Origin of the sequence: Nostoc sp., from assembly GCF_036919595.1 — a bacterium.
Classification (GTDB): domain Bacteria; phylum Cyanobacteriota; class Cyanobacteriia; order Cyanobacteriales; family Nostocaceae; genus Nostoc.
In genome coordinates this window covers 1-18,781 of sequence record NZ_JBALCO010000103.1, presented here as the reverse complement: position 1 = coordinate 18,781, position 18,781 = coordinate 1, and the positions used below count along the sequence as shown (strand labels likewise).

Below are 18,781 nucleotides of genomic sequence, written 5' to 3'. Positions count from 1 at the left end.
TTTTGTGGGGTGGGCGTCTCGCCATTGGTGTCAAGTTAACGTGAAAGCCCAGCCTGATAAAAGAGTGAAAATTTTTCGACAAGATTGGATAATTTATTTGTTGAAATCCCTTAGTTTACCGAGGAATTGGTTCAAGTGTACTAGAAGTCACAGCGCTTTGCTCTACAAAATTCTTTGCCGCAGCCAGTAGATACTCATAATAGGCACGAGCGACGATAGATAGCTGCTTCCCACCTGGGTAAACCATGTACCAATTCCGCTGAATGGGAAAGTGTTGTACATCTAAAATGCTAAACTCTGAGGCGTCTAATAGTAAGGTATGACGGGATAAAACCGAAATTCCTAAACCACCTGCGATGGCTTGTTTAATTGCTTCGTTACTTCCCAATTCCAGCTTAACTTTTACTGTAACGCTTTCTTCTTCAAATAGACTTTGGACGGCGCGACGAGTTCCTGAACCAGGTTCGCGCATAATAAAAGGTTCGTTAGACAGGCGTTGTATCGGAATATTTTTTTCCTTGGATAACGGATGATTGACTGGTGCAAAGACTATCAAAGGGTTTTCTAAAAATGCTTCGCAATTCACATCCATATTGTCTGGAACTTGGCTCATAATATATAAGTCATCCAGATTATTACTCATCCGTTCCAAGATTTGCTCGTGATTCGTTACTTGCAGCGAGATATCAATCCCTGGATAAAGTTGGCAAAACGGCCCTAACAAACGTGGGATAAAATATTTTGCTGTTGTAATCACTGCCAAGCGTAATTGTCCCTGTTTTAGCCCTTTTAAATCTGCTACCTTCATTTCAAACTGGGCTATATTTTCAAAAATCTGCCGACAAGTGGCAAATAATTCCCGTCCTGCCTCGGTGAGATACAACCGCTTGCCTACCTGCTCAAATAATGGCAACCCTACCGATTTTGTGAGTTGCTTGATCTGCATAGAAACGGTAGGTTGGGTGAGAAACAATTCCTCCGCAGCGCGAGTAAAGCTACTGTGCCGTGCCGCCGCCTCGAATACCTTTAACTGGTGCAGCGTCGCTTGCTTCAAGGGTGATTCTCCTATATATAGCGATTAATAGATATAAAACTAGTATTGCTGAACGCTGGCAAATTATATAGTGATGCTCACAGAAAGTTACGAGTTTTATTCATAGATAAAACTCTATCCCTTCTATTAAATAAAGGTATTTTATTTATGGATTTAAGAAGTTATTATCAGAACAGCAAAAGCGTAAGATGCCTTCCCCGTAAATGATGAATGTTGAATGATGAATGAGGATTTTCCAAAATTTATCTATCATCATTCATCATTCCATAATTCTTTTGTAACTTTTGTAGGTAGCTTGGTTAAGTCTGGTAATCTTAGTACCTCAATTTCAGCAACTTGTTCTTTAATATTCACTGGTAAGTTTAACGGTTGGCGTTCTTCTATCCAGCAACTTGCTAATGGCAAGGTTTGCTCCATTTCGTCTAGGGGTCGGGGAATTACCATCACTGCATTCAATTCCCCAATGCGTTCTGCCTCAAACATGCCGGCTTCCACAGCTACCGCCACATTTGCTACGGAACCACGAATAATGGCTGTACACAAACCCGCACCAATTTTTTCATAGGCTGCTAAATGAACATCAGCAGCTTTGAGCATCGCATCACATGCTCCTACCATCGCTGGAAATCCTCGTGTTTCTACCAAACCAATTGCTTGGTTACTCAGACGGCTGTAATTGCCCTCCTCCATCAATTTAGTGAAACGGGTTGTAATGGGAAGCACTATATCTAAGTTGGGATAAGGTCGGGGAATCACCAAGCTAGAAATCAACTGACCAAACTGTTCAGCCGTTTGGACACCGGATTCTACGGCAAGACGCACGTCAGCAATTCCACCCCGCACGATCGCAGTACAATGACCACTACCAGTTTTTTCATACCCAATTAGATGAACTCCTGCCGATTTCAGCATCATATCCGCTGTACCAACTATCGCCGGAAAGCTGCGGGTAGAAACTAAACCCAAAGCAGTATCCTGATAGGTTTCTTGACTACTCGCTCCCTGGATGGTACGAATAGACCGTTGATTATATGTTTCCATGTGAATTCTCCAAAATAGGGAAAAAGCCGACAACTTACAATTAACACTTACTCGGACTAATCGTCAGAGTTTGGGTCACTCAAGGATTGTCTATGAGGAAACAATGTGGTCAACAGTCTGTTTATGCTCCCTTGCCCATAAATTTGAGTCCCGAAACCGTTAAGGGATTCTGTGGTTAGCTGATTGGGGTCTGAGTCATGTTTTATAGACTCTTGAGCGGCTTCTTGCAAGGTGGAGTCAGGATCATTGGCTGGCTCCTCTACAGGAGGAGACTGGCTTTCTGGAGTAGCGGGAGATTTAAAGTAAGAAATCGACTTGTGTTGTTTGAAATCCAAAAAAGCCGAAGCTGAGAAGTTCGTTGAAGAAATTACCTTTTCCTTATCTCCACCTGAGCCATTTTCCTCTTCCTTCTGCGGTGGCCCAGTTGTAGCCGTGGGGTTATTTGTAGATGGTTCCGGTTGCTTTGTTTGGGCAATCTGCCGACTGGTGTCTCCCAAAATTGAACCAGGTGGAACTACTTGTCCAGCTTCAATCGAATAGTTAAAAACTGTTGTTGCTGTACCAATGCAAGCATTTGCTCCAATTTTGCCCTTGCCAACCATCAAAAAACCGGCTCCCAGGTTTGCGCCTGCTTCTACCTCTAGGGTTCCTTCATAAACTTGGAGAATTGATCCCATACCAATACAGACCCCTGGCCCAATGATGATCTTGCTGTTTACAGCCGCTTGGAGGATCACCCCAGGTGCAAGTACTGCGCTTGGATGAATAGTCACCTCACCACTAATGTAAGAATCAAAGTTATTGCTGAGGCGCAGTGACAGCACAGACATGGAAATTTTAACCTCAGAAGCCGGAAGAAAATAGAGAGTTAGGAATTCATAAAAAGTTGGGAGTTAGAAGTTATGAGTTAGAAGTGTGGGAATTTTTAAGATTAAAGTTTTGATTCAAAGCTTATTCCTAACTCCTAATTCCTAACTCCTAATTCCTTAAGGTCGTTGGATAATCGTTTCTAATACCCGACGTTTGGCTTTAGGGTCAATACCAATTAAGCGCACATATTCTCCTTGGTATTCGCCGAGGTGTCTTTCTACGGCTGCGATCGCTTCTCTTTCTGAGGAGGCTTGAATTTGACCGATACTAGTCCAAGAACCAGTCCGGAACCGCCGTTGGTCTACGTGTTCTATGCTAATTTTAGAGCCGCTAGCCAAGAATTGCCGGAGTTGGTCTACTACTTCAGTACTCAAGCGCGTACTGGTAGCTGTTGCCGTAGGAGTAGCAGAGACCCCACTGCTAGTAAATGATTTCTGAGTGCCTGAGGAGGCTACTTGACCATTTGGACGTTGGATAATGGTCTCTAATACCCGCCGTTTGGCTTTGGGGTCAATACCAATTAAGCGCACATATTCTCCTTGGTATTGGCCAAGGTGCCCTTCTACGGCTGCGATCGCTTCTCTTTCTGAAGAGGCTTGAATTTGACCAGTACTAGTCCAGGAACCAGTCCGGAAGCGGCGCTCATCTACGTGTTCGATGCTAATTTTATTGCCGCCAGCCAATAATTGCCGGAGTTGGTCTACTACTTCAGTACTTAAGCGACTACTGGTAGCTGTTCCCATTGCGGAGGATGCACTGCTAGTAAATGATTTTTGACTGCCAGAGGAGGCTACTTGACCATTTGGACGTTGGATAATGGTCTCTAATACCCGCCGTTTGGCTTTGGTATCAATGCCGATTAAACGCACATACTCGCCTTGATGGCTTTCTATACATTCTTCCAAGCCGGAAATTACTTGATTTATGGAAGTTGCTTCAATTGGCTTGCAACTAGTCCAGGAACCAGTTCGGAAGCGGCGCTCATCTACGTGTTCCATGCCAATTTTGTAACCACCTGCCAAAAGTTGGCGGATTTGCTCTACAGTTTCCCCATTGACTTTGCCACTGCTAAAGCCGTTACTGTTACCATTACTGCTGCTGTAACTGCTATTGCCACGATTAGCAGGAGCTTTAAAGTTGGTAGGTGGTTTTACATCACCATCCGGGCGTTGGATAATGTTTTCTAACACACGTCGTCTACCTTTGTCAATGCCAAATAGTCGGACATACTCGCCGCTATGGTTTCTTACACAGCTTTCTAATGCTGCGATCGCTTCACCGATGGATCTTGTTTCAATTGGTTGGCAACTAGTCCAAGAACCAGTGCGGAACCGTCTTTGGTCTACATGTTCCGTACCAATCTTATACCCTTGCTCTAATAGATAGCGCAACTGCTCTATTGTTTCTGCACCCAAGCTATTGCTCGACACTTCACTACTCCTTTCCAACTCTAAGACGGTAATACCATTACCTGTATAAGATTTAGCGTTCTCATCCCGAATGGGTGCTATACATTTGCTATCTGCAGCACAAAGATAACCAGACCGTAATGCCTGATTAATCCCAACCACATGATGAGCAAATTCCTTATCCTGATCTTCCACATCTGGCAAGCGGTCAGCTTGCTGTTGGCTAGTAATTACCGCTCCTGAAGGTACATATTTACCTGGGGGAATTTCTACGTCTTGAATTAAAGCGTGCAGCATCACGATGCAACCTGCACCCACCCTGGCATTAAACACCGTAGAGCGAAAGCCAATGAAGGAATTATCCCCGACATAAGCTGGTCCGTGAATTAGAGCCATGTGAGTAATGCAAGCATTTTTACCTACCCACACCGAGTATTTATTTTGGTCATCGCCAATTACTCGACCTTGCTCCAACCCATGAATCACAACCCCATCTTGAATATTAGTGTTTTCACCAATATAAAAAGGTGTGCCTTCATCTGCTCTAATCGTAGTCCCCGGGGCAACGATTACATTTGCACCGATCCGCACATCTCCAATCACATTGGAGAATGAATGTACAAAGGCAGTTTCATGGATTTTGGGTTCAGCTAAATTCCTTGACCACGGGGTTGGGGGTGCCGCCGTGTTACGGACTGCCATTTCAAGACTCCTCCTGTATTAAGTTAGGAGTTATGAGTTAGGAGTTATGAGTTTTTGCTTTTCACTCCTGACTCCTTACTTCTCTAACTGTTGACTATCGATATTGATCTTTTTTGCTGTAGATCATGCGATCTTCAACATAAATGGTATCTATGATCGCTACTACCACTGCATCTAATGGTCGCTGTTCATTGCCAACAACTTTACGAGCAGCACTGCCATTACTGACAAGTACCCACTCATCTACTCCTGCTCCCACAGTATCTGCTGCTACCTCATATTGTGGCAGGATGTTTCCGTCTTCATCTACTAATTGTAACAACAGTAGTTTGACACCTCTAAGACTTGGATCTTTTTGGGTGCTAACTACTGTGCCGCGAACTTTGGCGACTTGCATTACAAATTACGGTCTTCTACCGAAAGGACGAATTGCATTCACATTTTCCCGGAACTGCTCTACGTCTTCTGTATACCGAATTGGTAGGACGTATTCCAAGTTCTCGTGAGGACGAGCAATGATGTGAGTAGATAACACTTGTCCGCCATTGACTCGCTTCACTGATTCAACACCTGCGGCCACAGAAGCTTGCACTTCCGACACGTCACCCCGGACAATTACCGTAACTCGACCACTGCCAATTTTTTCATAGCCCACTAGAGTAACACGGGCAGCCTTCACCATCGCATCAGCAGCTTCCACTACCGCTGGAAAGCCTAGCGTTTCAACCATTCCCACTGCAATTGACATTAGTTTTAATCCCTATTTAAAGTTTTTAGCCTTGGACAAAAGCGATGCTCAAAAAAGGTAAAGAGCGTTAATTAACTTTGTTTAAACAGCTCTTAGGTACGGAACTGTTCCACAGCTTCTGTGTAACGAATCGGCAAGACGTATTCCAGGTTTTCATGAGGACGAGCAATGATGTGAGTGGATAAGACTTCACCACCATTTACTCTTTTCGCCGCTTCAACCCCGGCAGCTACGGAAGCTTGCACTTCCGATACATCTCCCCTAACTATTACGGTGACGCGAGCGCTACCAATTTTTTCATACCCTACTAAAGTGACACGGGCGGCTTTCACCATCGCATCAGCAGCTTCTACGACTGCTGGAAAGCCCTTCGTTTCAATCATTCCAACTGCAATTGGCATCGCAGAACTCCTACAAAATGAATCTAATCAGTACTGTCGCTTAAAATTTTTGACGGGGAGAGCTTTATCTTAGAGCTAAGAAAACACTTCCAAATTAAGCATAGGAAAGCTTGGCGTTCCTGGCAATATAAATTACTATAATAGTTTATGATAAGAAAGTTTTAAAAAACTTAACATAAATTTATCTGCGCTTCTGACTAATTAAAGTTTACTGATTCCTAGAGCAGCCACTTATGCTTTATAATTTCTTTATCACATTTACAAAACGACATTCATAACCAAGGGTAATTTTATCTGGCGGGTGACGAGAAGCGGCTGTATCTTTTGCTGTTTCTATCTTCTGCCAATTTTAGCTAGATGTGCAAGGACTAGGTGAAAAATATATAATTTTTTCAAATATATCGTATAAACTACTTTGCTCAAAGTAGAAAGACAAATGTAAAAAGGTCAGTGAGGTTAATGCAAGTAAATGCTTTAGAGTATGTAAAGTTATATTTTACAAAATTTTAATAGAGTAAAGTGAAGTAAAAATACTTCTGATAATTTAGTTTAAACAATAGTAAAAAACATTGATATTTTCTTAAATTAATTTTTTAGAATAAATAATTGTGTGAAAGCTTTTTTCAAATCAAGGCTAAGTCGTCAAGGGAAATTTAAATGAATCAATTTCTATTTTCAACAAGTTGGTTTGTGCCTTTATATAGCTTATTGGGTGCAATTTTGACGTTGCCGTGGGGAATAGGGATAATTCGGCGAACAGGGCCAAGACCTGCGGCATATATAAACTTGTTAACGACAGTTTTGGCTTTTGCCCATAGCCTGTTTGTATTTAAAAATATCTGGGATAGAGAACCAGAAAACCTACTGGTAAACTGGTTCAAAGCTGCGGATTTAGACTTCTCTATTAGCTTGGAACTATCGCCAATCAGTATTGGGGCAACAGTTTTAATTACAGGGTTAAGCTTACTGGCACAAGTTTACGCTCTGGGTTACATGGAAAAAGACTGGTCGTTGGCGCGTTTTTTTGGGCTACTGGGATTTTTTGAAGCAGCGCTGAGTGGTCTAGCAATCAGTGATTCTTTGTTTCTTAGCTATGCCCTTTTGGAAGTCCTGACGCTTTCGACTTACTTGCTGGTAGGGTTCTGGTATGCTCAACCACTAGTAGTGACAGCAGCGCGAGATGCGTTTTGGACTAAACGGGTAGGAGACTTGTTGCTGCTGATGGCTGTAGTGACGCTTTCCACCTTAGCCGGCAGTTTGAACTTTTCGGATTTATATGAGTGGGCGCAAACAGCTAATTTAAGCCCAATGACATCAACATTGCTGGGGTTGGCATTAATTGCAGGGCCTGCTGGTAAATGTGCCCAATTTCCACTGCACCTGTGGTTAGATGAGGCCATGGAAGGGCCCAATCCCGCCTCGGTAATGCGAAACTCACTAGTAGTAGCTGGTGGTGCTTATCTTTTGTATAAACTGCAACCATTGTTAGCCCTGTCACCAGTTGCCTTAAATACCTTGGTAGTCATGGGCACTGTGACAGCTATTGGGGCAACATTAGTATCTCTAGCTCAAATAGACATTAAGCGATCGCTGTCTCATTCCACCAGTGCATACATGGGCTTAGTGTTTTTGGCGGTGGGGTTGCAGCAAGGGGGTGTGGCCTTGATGTTGCTGTTAACTCATGCGATCGCTAAAGCATTATTATTCATGAGTTCGGGTTCGGTAATCTTGACTACCCAAAGCCAAGACTTAACAGAAATGGGCGGTCTGTGGTCACGGATGCCAGCCACCACCACTGCCTATGTTGTCGGTTCAGCGGGAATGGTATCACTGCTACCATTGGGAAGTTTCTGGGCAATGCTAGCATGGGCTGACGGTTTCGTGAATATTAGCCCTTGGGTGATTGGGGTTTTAATATTGGTCAATGGCTTGACAGCATTTAATTTGACGAGAGTATTTAGATTAGTCTTCTGGGGGAAACCGCAACAAAAGACCCGTCGCACTCCAGAAGTTGGTTGGCAGATGGCCTTGCCAATGGTGATTCTTACAGTGCTGACTCTGCTTGTACCTCTGATGCTACAGCAATGGTACTTACTACCCGATTGGGAAAGTATTAATTGGTATGTAGCCTTAGCGTTGTTTGGGTCTACCGTGGTAGGCGTAGGTGTAGGGTGTACAGTTTATCTGCACAAAGCTTGGTCAAGATCCAGAATCTTGGCATGGAGATTTCTGCAAGACTTGTTAGGTTATGATTTTTATATTGACCGCGTTTATCTTGTAACTGTGGTAAGTGCAGTAGCACTGCTATCTAAAATTTCTGCTTGGAGCGATCGCTATTTAGTCGATGGTTTAGTAAACTTGGTTGGGTTTGCGACAATTCTCGGCGGACAAACTTTAAAATACAGCATTTCTGGGCAATCTCAGGGCTATATGTTGACCATCCTAGCAGTTGTCAGCGTCCTGGGTTTTTTCATCAGCTGGTCATCGGGTTTACTAAATAAATTGCCTTTTTAACTGAGACGCGATTAATCGCGTCTGTTAAGAGTTAAAAGTTACTATTCTCCTCTGCTCCCCTTACCTGAATTCTATGCTTAGTGTTTTAATTTTAGTGCCGTTAATCGGTGCAGCTTTTATTGGTTTCTCACCCTCTGGTATCAGTGGGAAATTTGCCCGTGGGGTGGCTTTGGTCTTTGCGAGTATTGTTTTCTTATGGACAATCGTACTAGCAATTCAGTTCCATCCAGGGGAAATCACTCAACAGTTTGCCGAGTCTCTCCCTTGGGTAGATGTTTTAGGCTTGAACTATAATCTTGGGATAGATGGTTTATCTTTGCCGTTGCTGGTTTTAAATGGATTGTTAACTTGCATTGCCATCTACAGCAGCGATGAATCTTTACAGCGTCCTAAATTTTATTACTCTTTGCTCCTATTATTAAGCGCTGGGGTGACTGGAGCCTTTCTGGCACAGGATTTACTGCTATTTTTCCTGTTTTACGAATTAGAACTAATTCCGCTGTATCTCTTGATAGCTATTTGGGGTGGAGCTAAGCGGGGTTATGCGGCAACAAAATTTCTCATTTATACCGCCGTTTCTGGAATCTTGATTTTGGCAAGTTTCCTCGGCATGGTTTGGTTGAGTGGTTCCTCTAACTTTGCACTAGCAACCTTGAACACTACGACTCTACCTTTAGCGACACAGCTTTTACTGCTAGCGGGGATTTTGGTAGGTTTCGGGATTAAAATTCCCTTAGTTCCCTTCCATACTTGGTTGCCAGATGCTCACGTTGAAGCTTCCACACCAATTTCTGTGCTGTTGGCTGGGGTGTTGTTAAAGTTGGGAACTTACGGCTTACTGCGGTTTGGCATGAATTTGTTACCAGAAGCTTGGGCTTATATGGCTCCTTGGTTAGCGACTTGGGCAGTAGTAAGTGTACTCTATGGTTCATCCTGCGCGATCGCTCAAACTGATATGAAAAAAATGGTGGCGTACAGTTCCATTGGACACATGGGCTACGTACTTTTAGCGGCGGCGGCAGCTACACCATTAAGCGTATTAGGTGCTGTCATGCAAATGATTAGCCACGGCTTGATTTCGGCAATGCTGTTTTTGCTAGTAGGGGTTGTGTATAAAAAAGCCGGAAGCCGTGATTTAGAAGTCCTCCAAGGACTGCTGAACCCAGAACGGGGTATGCCCGTAATTGGTAGCTTGATTGTTGTGGGAGTCATGGCCAGCGCTGGTATACCAGGAATGTTAGGGTTTATTTCCGAATTCGTAGTATATCGGGGGAGTTTTCCAGTTTTTCCAGTGCAAACCTTGCTATGCATGATTGGTACAGGCTTAACTGCGGTTTACTTTCTAATACTCCTCAACCGCGCTTTTTTTGGACGCCTGTCTGCACAAGTTACCAACTTGCCGCGTGTGTATTGGAGCGATCGCGGCCCAGCTGCAATTTTAGCTGTGCTAATTGTGATTTTCGGCATTCAACCTGGTTGGTTAGCACGCTGGAGTGAACCAACAATTACAGCAATGGTGAATACTCAAAACGTTGTAGCAACAGTGTCCTTGGATAAAAAAGTGGGGAATGGGGAGTAGGGATTGGGGAGTGGGGAGATGAGGGAGATGAGGGAGATGAGGGAGACAAGGGAGAGGTGGAAGACAAGGGACACAAGGGAGAAAGATTGCTACCTTGTCCCCCTTGTCCTCTTCCCCATGCCCGATGCCCAATACTTAATGGAGAAATCGCAATGGTAACTATTAGAAAGAAATTCACAAACGAACCTTTACCTGAGTTTATTGAACGCCTGCAAACAGGACAGGCATTACTTTCCGATAGTCCAGAAAATGTGGTGGAAGTAGTTGGTATTCTCAAAAGCTATGGCGTAGTTATAGATGCCTATTCAATAAATCTGAATTATATTGCCGAACATCAGTTTTTAGTATTTTTCCCATTTTTTAAATACTTTAATGGAGAAGTATCTTTTCAGAAATTACTTCGTCACTGGTGGCACGATCGCATTAACTTTGAATATGCCGAGTATTGCATGAAAGGCATGATGTGGCACGGTGGCGGCGGTTTAGATACATATTTAGATACAAAAGAATTTCAAGAAAGAGCGAAAGCTGTCATCACAGCTAAATTCAAAAATAATCCTTTAATTTTAGGTCTTAACCAACTGTTTCCAGACTTTTTGACCGAACAGTTACGCGTTTCTGCTTACTACACTGGTTTAGGTCAATTTTGGCGAGTCATGGCTGATATTTTCCTCAGCTTATCAGACCGCTACGACAAAGGCGAAATCAAATCAATTCCCCAAATTGTAGACCATATTAAAGCAGGGTTAGTGGAAAATGCATCCAAGCCAATTACCTACACTGTCAAAGTTCGGGAAAAACTCTATGAAATCATTCCTGAAGACGTTGGTTTGACTTTCTTAGCAGACACAGCAATACCTTATGTAGAAGCAGTTTTTTTTAGAGGAACACCTTTCCACGGCACAGTTTCATACAACGCCCAAGCTTATCAAATATCCCCAGATCAAAGTCGATTCCAGTATGGCGCATTATACGCCGATCCTTTACCCATCGGCGGTGCAGGTATTCCTCCTACCTTGTTGATGCAAGATATGCGTCATTATCTTCCGGAGTACTTGCATGAAATTTATCGTCGCAGCCTGCGGGGTGAAGACGATTTGCGAGTGCAAATTTGTATGACTTTCCAAAAATCGATGTTTTGCGTGACCACAGCAGCGATTTTAGGACTGGCGCCTTATCCTTTAGATACTAAAGATCCATCTGAGGAAAAAGCTAATCGAGTTTATTTCGCAAAGTGGATGAGTCGCTTAGAAACTTCCCGATTGCTGGATGTGAATAAATAGTTGACTTTTACTCAAAATTATGCATCTGGCTCAAGGCCTAGAGATCGCAATTGAGCAGTTAAGCGATCGGCTTTTTGTCTTTCCTGTTCAGCCCGTTGAGATTCCTGTTCAGCCCGTTGGCTTTCTTGTTCGGCTCTTTCCTCACCAGTCAACAACAAATTACCCTGCAAATCCCACCAACGCAACCAGGGCAATTGGGCGTTTTGATATTCTCCTTGCCATAAGCCTAACTCAACTCCCAAGGGCGTGATCGGATAAAAGGTCATAGGGCTGTCCTCGCGCAGGAGTTTGTTGTTGATTTTAGCAAGCACAGACGCAAACAGAAATCTGAAAAACTAAGTATTCTAAGCTTACGGAAACGCCTAACGCCGAGCGATCGCTAAAACATTAGTCTCAAAGTACACGCAGTAAACTGGGAATGCTTTCGATCGCTGACAAATTCCGAATTTCTGCCAAAGCTTGCCGAAAGTTACCTTCTGGCACATCATGGGTAACAACCACAATCTCTGCTAGTTCTCCTTGAAAGCCAGTTTGGACAATTGACTCTAAGCTAACGCCATAGTTACCAAAGCAAGTCCCCAATTTCCCGATAACTCCAGGTTGGTCATTCGTGAGGAAACGGGCGTAAAACCGAGTTATCAGTTCTGCCATCGGCGCAATTTGGCAGTATTCTTGATGTCCACAAGCCATTAAAGGATTTGCAACTGCTGTATTGGTTTTGATGACAGCAACTAAATTTAAGATATCTGATGTGACAGCACTGGCGGTTGCACCAGCACCAGCACCGGGGCCGAAAAACATTACTTGCCCAATGGGTTCTCCTTCGATAAGAATGGCATTGTAAACGCCGTTGATGCTAGCCAAAGGATGAGCTTGGGGCACTAAAGTGGGATGGACTCTGACAGAGAGAAGGGATGAGAGAGTATTTCGTTTAGCGATCGCTAATAATTTAATCACAAATCCCAATTTTTCGGCGTAGGCAATATCTGTTTTGCTGACTTGCCGAATCCCCTCAGTATAAACATCTTGTAAGTTGATGCGTCCACCAAAGCCTAATGATGCCAAAATGGCAATTTTATCTGCTGCGTCTAAGCCATCGACATCGGCTGTGGGGTCAGCTTCAGCATAACCCAAGCGCTGGGCATCAGCCAAAACATCGCTGAAGTTGCTGCCTTCTGTTTGCATCCGCGTCAGGATGTAGTTAGTTGTACCGTTAACGATGCCTGTTACAGTGTGAATGCGGTTAACACTTAAAGACTGCTTTAGGGGTTGAATCACAGGAATACCACCACCCACAGCAGCTTCTAGCATGACATATACGCCAGCTTGATTGGCAGTTGTGAAAATTTCCGTTCCAAAGCGGGCGATCGCTGCTTTGTTGGCAGTGACTACATGCTTACCATTACTTAAAGCTTTGAGGATTAGCGATCGCGCCGGCTCCAATCCACCCATCACTTCGACAACTATATCTACCGCTGGGTCGTTGACAATAGCTTCTATATCTGTAGTTAAGACTTCCGTAGACAATTCTACTGCTCGGGGTTTATCAAGCGATCGCACTCCCACCCGATAGATTTCTATCTCTTGCAACAACGGGTGACGCCCAGCCCCATCTTGCAACAACTGCACTGTCCCCGTTCCTACGGTGCCGAATCCCAGTATTCCTAATTTCACACCCACAAATTTTGCACCCAATTTATTTTTTAAGTACTGAGTGCTGAGTGCTGAGTACTAAATGCCAAGTAGTTAGAAGTATACTTTACTACTCAAAACCAAGAACTCTTTCCTCAACTATTTATAATATTCATAACAAAACAATTGTAGGGTGAGCATTGCCCACCCTACTCATTCATAACTTAGAACAGGCTAAACTATAGCTATCCGCTAACGGAACTCAGCACTTAGTAGGTTTCTACGTGCCAGCGATGAGCTTTTTTGAGTTGCTTCTGGTAATCACTCCAGGTTACACCTTCCTTAGCAGCAGCAGTTGTTAAGGCTGCATCAATACCTTCTTCCATACCTCGCAAACCGCAGATGTAGGTATGGGTTTTTTCATTTTTAATCAACTGCCACAATTCATCAGCATGTTCCGCTACGCGGTCTTGGATGTACATTCTACCGCCTTGAGGATTTTTTTGTTCCCGGCTGATGGCACCAGTGAGGCGGAAGTTTTCAGGATATTTTTGTTGAATTTCTTCCAGTTCTTCCTTATATAAAAGGTTTGGAGTTGTCGGCACACCAAATATTAGCCAAGAGAATCCTTTAAATTCGTATTCTGGGTTAGCTGCTTTTTCTGCATCTTTAAACTGACGCCACAGATAAGCTCGCATAGGAGCAATACCTGTTCCGGTTGCCATCATGATTACATTAGCATCAGGGTCTTGGGGTAATAACATTTCCTTACCCACAGGCCCTGTAATTTTTACATCTGCTCCTGGTTCAAGGAAACACAGGTGTGTAGAGCAAACACCGTAGACTGTTTCGCTAGTTTCTGGGTGCTTATACTCTAACTGACGAACGCACAATGAGACTGTCTTATCATCGACATCATCGCCATGACGAGTTGAGGCGATGGAATATAATCTAAGTTTTTCCGGCTTGCCGTTCTTGTCTAATCCTGGTGGAATAATCCCAATACTTTGACCTTCTATATACTTCAAATCCCCGGCAGAAATGTCAAATTTGAGGTGTTGAACAATACCAATCCCACCTTCTTTGACTAGCGGTTCATTAGATATTACCTTACCAATAAATGGAGCATTGGGACGGTAAGTGTTAACAGGAATATCACCTTGGTCTTTTTTGGCTTTCGCTTGAGTCATGGTGTTGCCTTTCTTGTCCTTGTTCTTGAGCTGTTCTTGTGCTGGTGGTTCAGCTAAGTCTTTAGCTTCACTATCAGCATTTACAGGTGTGGCTTTACCATTCCCTTCACTATTAGCAGTTTCCCCAGATGTAGCTAACTCGCTGACTTCGCTGTTAGCATTCCTAAGTGAGGCTTTACCATTAACTTGCTCTAGAGCAGTTATGGGCTGGATGCTAACAATTGTGCCGCCTAGACGAGTGATACGTCGCATTTCTTGATTCATGCGGTTGTAAGGCACTCTGATGAACACACTGCCACTTTTACGAATTGGGTAGTTAGTTTGATCAGTTTCTTCCCTCTGACGCAAACCCACTACTTCATATACGAAGAGGCGGCTACCTAATTCTGTGTTGGCAGCACCCTCAACAGCACCTTGATTGTACATTCGTTCTACCACTCCGATAATTTACTTAACCGTTTTTCAAAAAAAACTATTCCCCTACCTTGCCAGCTTTAGTTTAACGGATTTTCGTTTCACAAAACTGGATAAAGAAGGAAAAACGGCATCATTAAATTAATGCCTTGCTAAGTATACTCACCAAAGACATGCAGGCATAGCAAAAAACACACCTGTTCACCTTCTAAGGTAAAGGATAAGTCTTGTAGAGAATGTTAATAAGGAGTCAATTTAATCTTTTTTTCGTTAACTACGACTCATATTAGGGAGATAGCTTTTTACCTTACTACCTAAGGAGCAACTTCCAATGGTAGATATTGTTGGAGGGCTGCTTTGATTGGTGGAAGTTACTACTCAGTTTCCCTCCAAAAATTGCCGTTGTGCTTGCCTACTCCAAGAATTTAAATCGGAGAATGGCAAGGACAGGAAGGTTTTCTTTTGATTGGTTTTACTTCTTTAAATCTACTACTCTCCCAGAATGTTGTTAGCTATATTCATCACCTGTCTATAGATAATTAGATGATTAGTAGATTGTGGCGTCGGTTTGTCTACCTTTAACAAGGCATTTTGCCCCAAGTCTGGTCAGTGTAGGTACTTTACAGCCAATAATTTGACTAATGCAATTTTTTTGCTCATTCGTTGGATAGATTTTTGCTTTGAATATCTTAGGCATTGTCAAGCCGGAATTACAATTTAAGAAGATTAACAAATTCGTGGCAATAATAAATTATACCTTATAGACTTGATTATATATCATAAGTAGCAGCTAGACAGAGGTACAACACTGATGGGCGGTGCTGATCCCCATTTTTAAATTAACAGCTAAATCAACAAAATGATTGATGAACTACGCTAATTCTTTCAGACAGCAATCTTGTATGGAATACCCCCTTCTGTTAAAATCAAATACACCACTAGGATTAAATACTTACCGGCACCAACATTCAGGCTAGTCCGACGAGTAGCAACTTAATTACTTTGTTGCCTACCCGCTTGGTGTCTTATAGATGTGCTAGGTAGCAAGAACGCAGGATAAACCAAAGGGGTAAACTCCTGGCTTCAGAATCTGCTGTGTGAAAAAATATTGACACAATTTTAGTATTTTAGAGGAGATTTATGACAAGTAAGCCGGAACGCGTGGTACTGATTGGAGTAGCCGGAGACTCTGGGTGCGGTAAATCTACGTTTTTGCGTCGTTTGATAGATTTGTTTGGTGAAGATTTAATGACAGTCATCTGCTTGGATGATTATCACTCCCTGGATCGCAAACAGCGTAAAGAAACTGGAATAACTGCATTAGACCCCAGGGCGAACAATTTTGACCTGATGTATGAGCAAATTAAAGCGCTTAAAAATGGTCAAGGGATTGATAAGCCGATTTACAACCATGAAACCGGCTTGCTTGATCCGCCAGAGCGGATCGAGCCAAATCGCATTATAGTTGTTGAAGGACTGCATCCTTTATATGATGAACGGGTGCGATCGCTAATCGACTTCAGTGTTTATTTTGACATTAGCGATGAAGTCAAAATTGCCTGGAAAATTCAGCGAGATATGGCTGAACGTGGTCATCGCTACGAAGATGTGTTAGCGCAAATCAATTCTCGCAAACCTGACTTTGATAAGTTTATCGAACCACAAAGAGAATTTGCCGATGTAGTTCTTCAGGTATTACCTACGAACTTGATCAAAAATGACACCGAGCGCAGAGTCTTAAGGGTACGTATGCTTCAGCGGGAAGGTAAGGAAGGCTTTGATCCAACCTACCTGTTTGATGAAGGGTCAACAATTAATTGGACTCCCTGTGGACGCAAGCTGACCTGTTCCTACCCTGGTATGCAACTGTACTACGGTTCAGATGTTTACTACGGACGCTATGTCTCAGTATTAGAAGTGGATGGTCAATTTGATAACTTGGAAGAAGTAATTTATATCGAAACCCATCTCAGCAATACATCCACAAAATATCAGGGTGAATTGACTCATTTGTTACTCCAGCATCGCGAGTATCCAGGTTCCAATAATGGTACTGGTTTCTTTCAAGTACTTACAGGTTTGAAAATGCGTGCTGCCTATGAGCGGTTAACAGCTACGGAAGCAAAGTTAGCGGTTCAGGTTTAAAAGCAGCAGTGTTTGTGTCAAAGTCTGTGGGGGCGCTTCTGGGTGTCCTCCTTTTTTTTGTTTTATTAAATACATTTTGTCCACAAAATAATTAGCATAAATTTATCTTATTTAGAGATACTTACCTTATAAATAGTGGTTTTGATCAATATTAAGAAGATACTAACTACTGAAGTATAAATATTGTTATGATTTCATAAATTAGATAGTTGAACTAAATACCCACATTTAGTCAGCGAAAAAAACTCAATAAAGGAGGAATTTCCTTTGTCTCGTCGATATCTATTTACCTCCGAGTCAGTCACCGAAGGTCATCCTGATAAAATCTGCGATCAGATTTCTGATACCATTCTGGATGCCTTACTGACACAAGACCCCAGCAGCCGTGTCGCCGCTGAAGTAGTAGTTAATACTGGTTTGGTGCTAATCACTGGTGAAATAACCACCAAAGCCAATGTGAATTTCGTCAATCTTGCCCGCAAAAAAATTGCCGAAATTGGCTACACCAATGCTGATAACGGCTTTTCTGCTAACAGCACCAGCGTTTTGGTAGCTTTAGACGAACAATCACCTGATATAGCCCAAGGCGTTAACACCGCCCAAGAAACCCGCCAAGAAGATAGTGATCAACTATTCGACAAAATTGGCGCGGGCGATCAAGGTATAATGTTCGGTTTTGCCAGCAGCGAAACACCAGAACTGATGCCCTTACCCATCAGTCTCGCCCACCGCATTGCTCGCCGATTAGCAGCAGTTCGGAAAACGGGTGAACTACCATACCTGCGTCCTGACGGCAAAACCCAAGTAACTGTAGCTTACGAAGACGGGCGCCCTGTAGGTATTGATACTATCCTGATTTCCACCCAGCATACAGCCACTATTGGGGAAATTACAAATGAGGCGGCGGTACAAGCCAAGATTAAACAAGACCTCTGGTCAGCAGTAGTCGAACCTGTTTTTGGCGACATTGACATTAAGCCTAATCAGGAAACACGTTTTTTAGTTAACCCCACTGGCAAATTTGTCGTTGGTGGCCCTCAGGGAGACTCTGGTTTGACAGGACGGAAAATAATCGTTGACACCTACGGTGGTTATTCACGGCATGGTGGCGGCGCTTTTTCCGGTAAAGACCCCACCAAGGTAGACCGCTCTGCTGCCTATGCGGCTCGCTATGTGGCGAAAAATATTGTTGCCGCTGGGTTAGCAGACAAAGTTGAAATCCAGCTATCCTATGCTATTGGCGTAGCGCGACCAACAAGCATTCTGGTGGATACCTTTGGCACTGGCAAAGTAGATGAAGAAACCTTACTGGAATTAATCAACCAGCACTTTGAACTGCGTCCAGCAGGAATTATCCATACCTTCAATTTACGCAACTTACCAAGTGAACGAGGCGGACGTTTTTATCAGGACGTCGCGGCTTACGGTCACTTTGGGCGGGCTGATTTAGACTTGCCTTGGGAACAGACCGATAAAGCCGAATTGTTGAAGCAAGCAGCAAACGAGTCACTTTCGGCAGTAGTTGCTCCGGTATTAACTTAGAATAATACGTTACTACAAAACATTTAACATGTTTAAATAAGGGTATAAGCAACTTGACAACTTGCTTATACCCTTATTTATCTTTCAACTGTCGTCAGTTAAGAATATATCAGTGAAAATTTTAGACGCGAAATTTTGCGTCTCTACGTAGGTTATATGCCCTTAATAGACCTCTTGCAAAATAAGTTTTATGTTATGGTGGGGGTTTGGAATTTTGAGACAGCTAAACTTAACTCGTAGTTGTAAATTGCTGCGAG

General features: G+C 43.1%; 14 protein-coding genes and 3 pseudogenes. 5 read left to right on the top strand and 12 right to left on the bottom strand.

Annotated features, from left to right (window positions below):
• Nucleotides 1-115: 115 nt before the first annotated feature.
• The 8 genes and pseudogenes from V7K21_RS15540 to V7K21_RS15510 all read right to left on the bottom strand — a co-directional run bounded on the left by V7K21_RS15540 (nucleotide 116) and on the right by V7K21_RS15510 (nucleotide 6,225).
• Nucleotides 116-1,054: a LysR family transcriptional regulator gene (locus V7K21_RS15540; RefSeq protein WP_335175686.1), complete on the bottom strand. Its 939-nt coding sequence runs from the start codon at nucleotides 1,052-1,054 to the stop codon at nucleotides 116-118.
• Nucleotides 1,055-1,306: 252 nt separating this feature from the next.
• The gene (locus V7K21_RS15535; protein ID WP_335175684.1) at nucleotides 1,307-2,095 is read right to left on the bottom strand and encodes a BMC domain-containing protein; all 789 of its coding nucleotides are present in this window, start codon (nucleotides 2,093-2,095) and stop codon (nucleotides 1,307-1,309) included.
• Nucleotides 2,096-2,151: 56 nt separating this feature from the next.
• Nucleotides 2,152-2,925: a transferase gene (locus V7K21_RS15530; RefSeq protein ID WP_335175682.1), complete on the bottom strand. Its 774-nt coding sequence runs from the start codon at nucleotides 2,923-2,925 to the stop codon at nucleotides 2,152-2,154.
• Between the two features lie 156 nt (nucleotides 2,926-3,081).
• A pseudogene (locus V7K21_RS30765) lies at nucleotides 3,082-3,327 on the bottom strand (ribulose bisphosphate carboxylase small subunit); the annotation flags it as partial.
• A 102-nt stretch (nucleotides 3,328-3,429) separates the two neighbouring features.
• Nucleotides 3,430-5,076, bottom strand: a pseudogene (locus V7K21_RS15525) (ribulose bisphosphate carboxylase small subunit); the annotation flags it as partial.
• 94 nt (nucleotides 5,077-5,170) lie between these two features.
• Nucleotides 5,171-5,473: a EutN/CcmL family microcompartment protein gene (locus tag V7K21_RS15520; protein WP_335175678.1), complete on the bottom strand. Its 303-nt coding sequence runs from the start codon at nucleotides 5,471-5,473 to the stop codon at nucleotides 5,171-5,173.
• Nucleotides 5,474-5,479: 6 nt separating this feature from the next.
• Entirely contained in the window at nucleotides 5,480-5,824 is a 345-nt protein-coding gene (locus V7K21_RS15515) for a carbon dioxide-concentrating mechanism protein CcmK (protein WP_010995041.1), read from the bottom strand.
• 92 nt (nucleotides 5,825-5,916) lie between these two features.
• Nucleotides 5,917-6,225, bottom strand: a complete 309-nt coding sequence (locus tag V7K21_RS15510) for a carbon dioxide-concentrating mechanism protein CcmK (RefSeq protein ID WP_190891121.1) — start codon at nucleotides 6,223-6,225, stop codon at nucleotides 5,917-5,919.
• Between the two features lie 657 nt (nucleotides 6,226-6,882).
• Here V7K21_RS15510 and V7K21_RS15505 point away from each other — a divergent pair.
• The 3 genes from V7K21_RS15505 (at nucleotide 6,883) to V7K21_RS15495 (ending at nucleotide 11,601) form a co-directional block, all read left to right on the top strand.
• Nucleotides 6,883-8,739 (top strand): NAD(P)H-quinone oxidoreductase subunit F, encoded by a 1,857-nt coding sequence (locus V7K21_RS15505; protein ID WP_335175677.1) that lies wholly within the window; start codon nucleotides 6,883-6,885, stop codon nucleotides 8,737-8,739.
• Nucleotides 8,740-8,812: 73 nt separating this feature from the next.
• Nucleotides 8,813-10,318: an NADH-quinone oxidoreductase subunit M gene (locus V7K21_RS15500; protein WP_335175675.1), complete on the top strand. Its 1,506-nt coding sequence runs from the start codon at nucleotides 8,813-8,815 to the stop codon at nucleotides 10,316-10,318.
• A 152-nt stretch (nucleotides 10,319-10,470) separates the two neighbouring features.
• Complete coding sequence (locus V7K21_RS15495) at nucleotides 10,471-11,601, top strand: CO2 hydration protein (protein ID WP_335175673.1); 1,131 nt, start codon at nucleotides 10,471-10,473, stop codon at nucleotides 11,599-11,601.
• Nucleotides 11,602-11,618: 17 nt separating this feature from the next.
• Here the strand turns inward: V7K21_RS15495 and V7K21_RS15490 are convergent.
• The 4 genes and pseudogenes from V7K21_RS15490 to V7K21_RS30760 all read right to left on the bottom strand — a co-directional run.
• Nucleotides 11,619-11,858: pseudogene (locus V7K21_RS15490) on the bottom strand (Uma2 family endonuclease); the annotation flags it as partial.
• Nucleotides 11,859-11,994: 136 nt separating this feature from the next.
• Nucleotides 11,995-13,281 carry a homoserine dehydrogenase gene (locus V7K21_RS15485; protein WP_335175842.1) on the bottom strand — a complete coding sequence of 429 codons (1,287 nt, stop codon included), beginning with the start codon at nucleotides 13,279-13,281 and terminating at the stop codon, nucleotides 11,995-11,997.
• Between the two features lie 221 nt (nucleotides 13,282-13,502).
• On the bottom strand, nucleotides 13,503-14,849 hold the full coding sequence (gene petH / locus V7K21_RS15480) for a ferredoxin--NADP reductase (protein WP_335175671.1): 1,347 nt from the start codon (nucleotides 14,847-14,849) through the stop codon (nucleotides 13,503-13,505).
• Between the two features lie 535 nt (nucleotides 14,850-15,384).
• Nucleotides 15,385-15,534 (bottom strand): helix-turn-helix domain-containing protein, encoded by a 150-nt coding sequence (locus V7K21_RS30760; protein WP_442948892.1) that lies wholly within the window; start codon nucleotides 15,532-15,534, stop codon nucleotides 15,385-15,387.
• Between the two features lie 443 nt (nucleotides 15,535-15,977).
• Between V7K21_RS30760 and V7K21_RS15475 the strand changes: the two genes are divergently transcribed.
• Both V7K21_RS15475 and metK read left to right on the top strand, forming a co-directional pair.
• Complete coding sequence (locus tag V7K21_RS15475) at nucleotides 15,978-16,982, top strand: phosphoribulokinase (protein WP_273765939.1); 1,005 nt, start codon at nucleotides 15,978-15,980, stop codon at nucleotides 16,980-16,982.
• Nucleotides 16,983-17,249: 267 nt separating this feature from the next.
• Entirely contained in the window at nucleotides 17,250-18,524 is a 1,275-nt protein-coding gene (gene metK / locus V7K21_RS15470) for a methionine adenosyltransferase (RefSeq protein WP_335175668.1), read from the top strand.
• The last annotated feature ends 257 nt before the right edge of the window (nucleotides 18,525-18,781 follow it).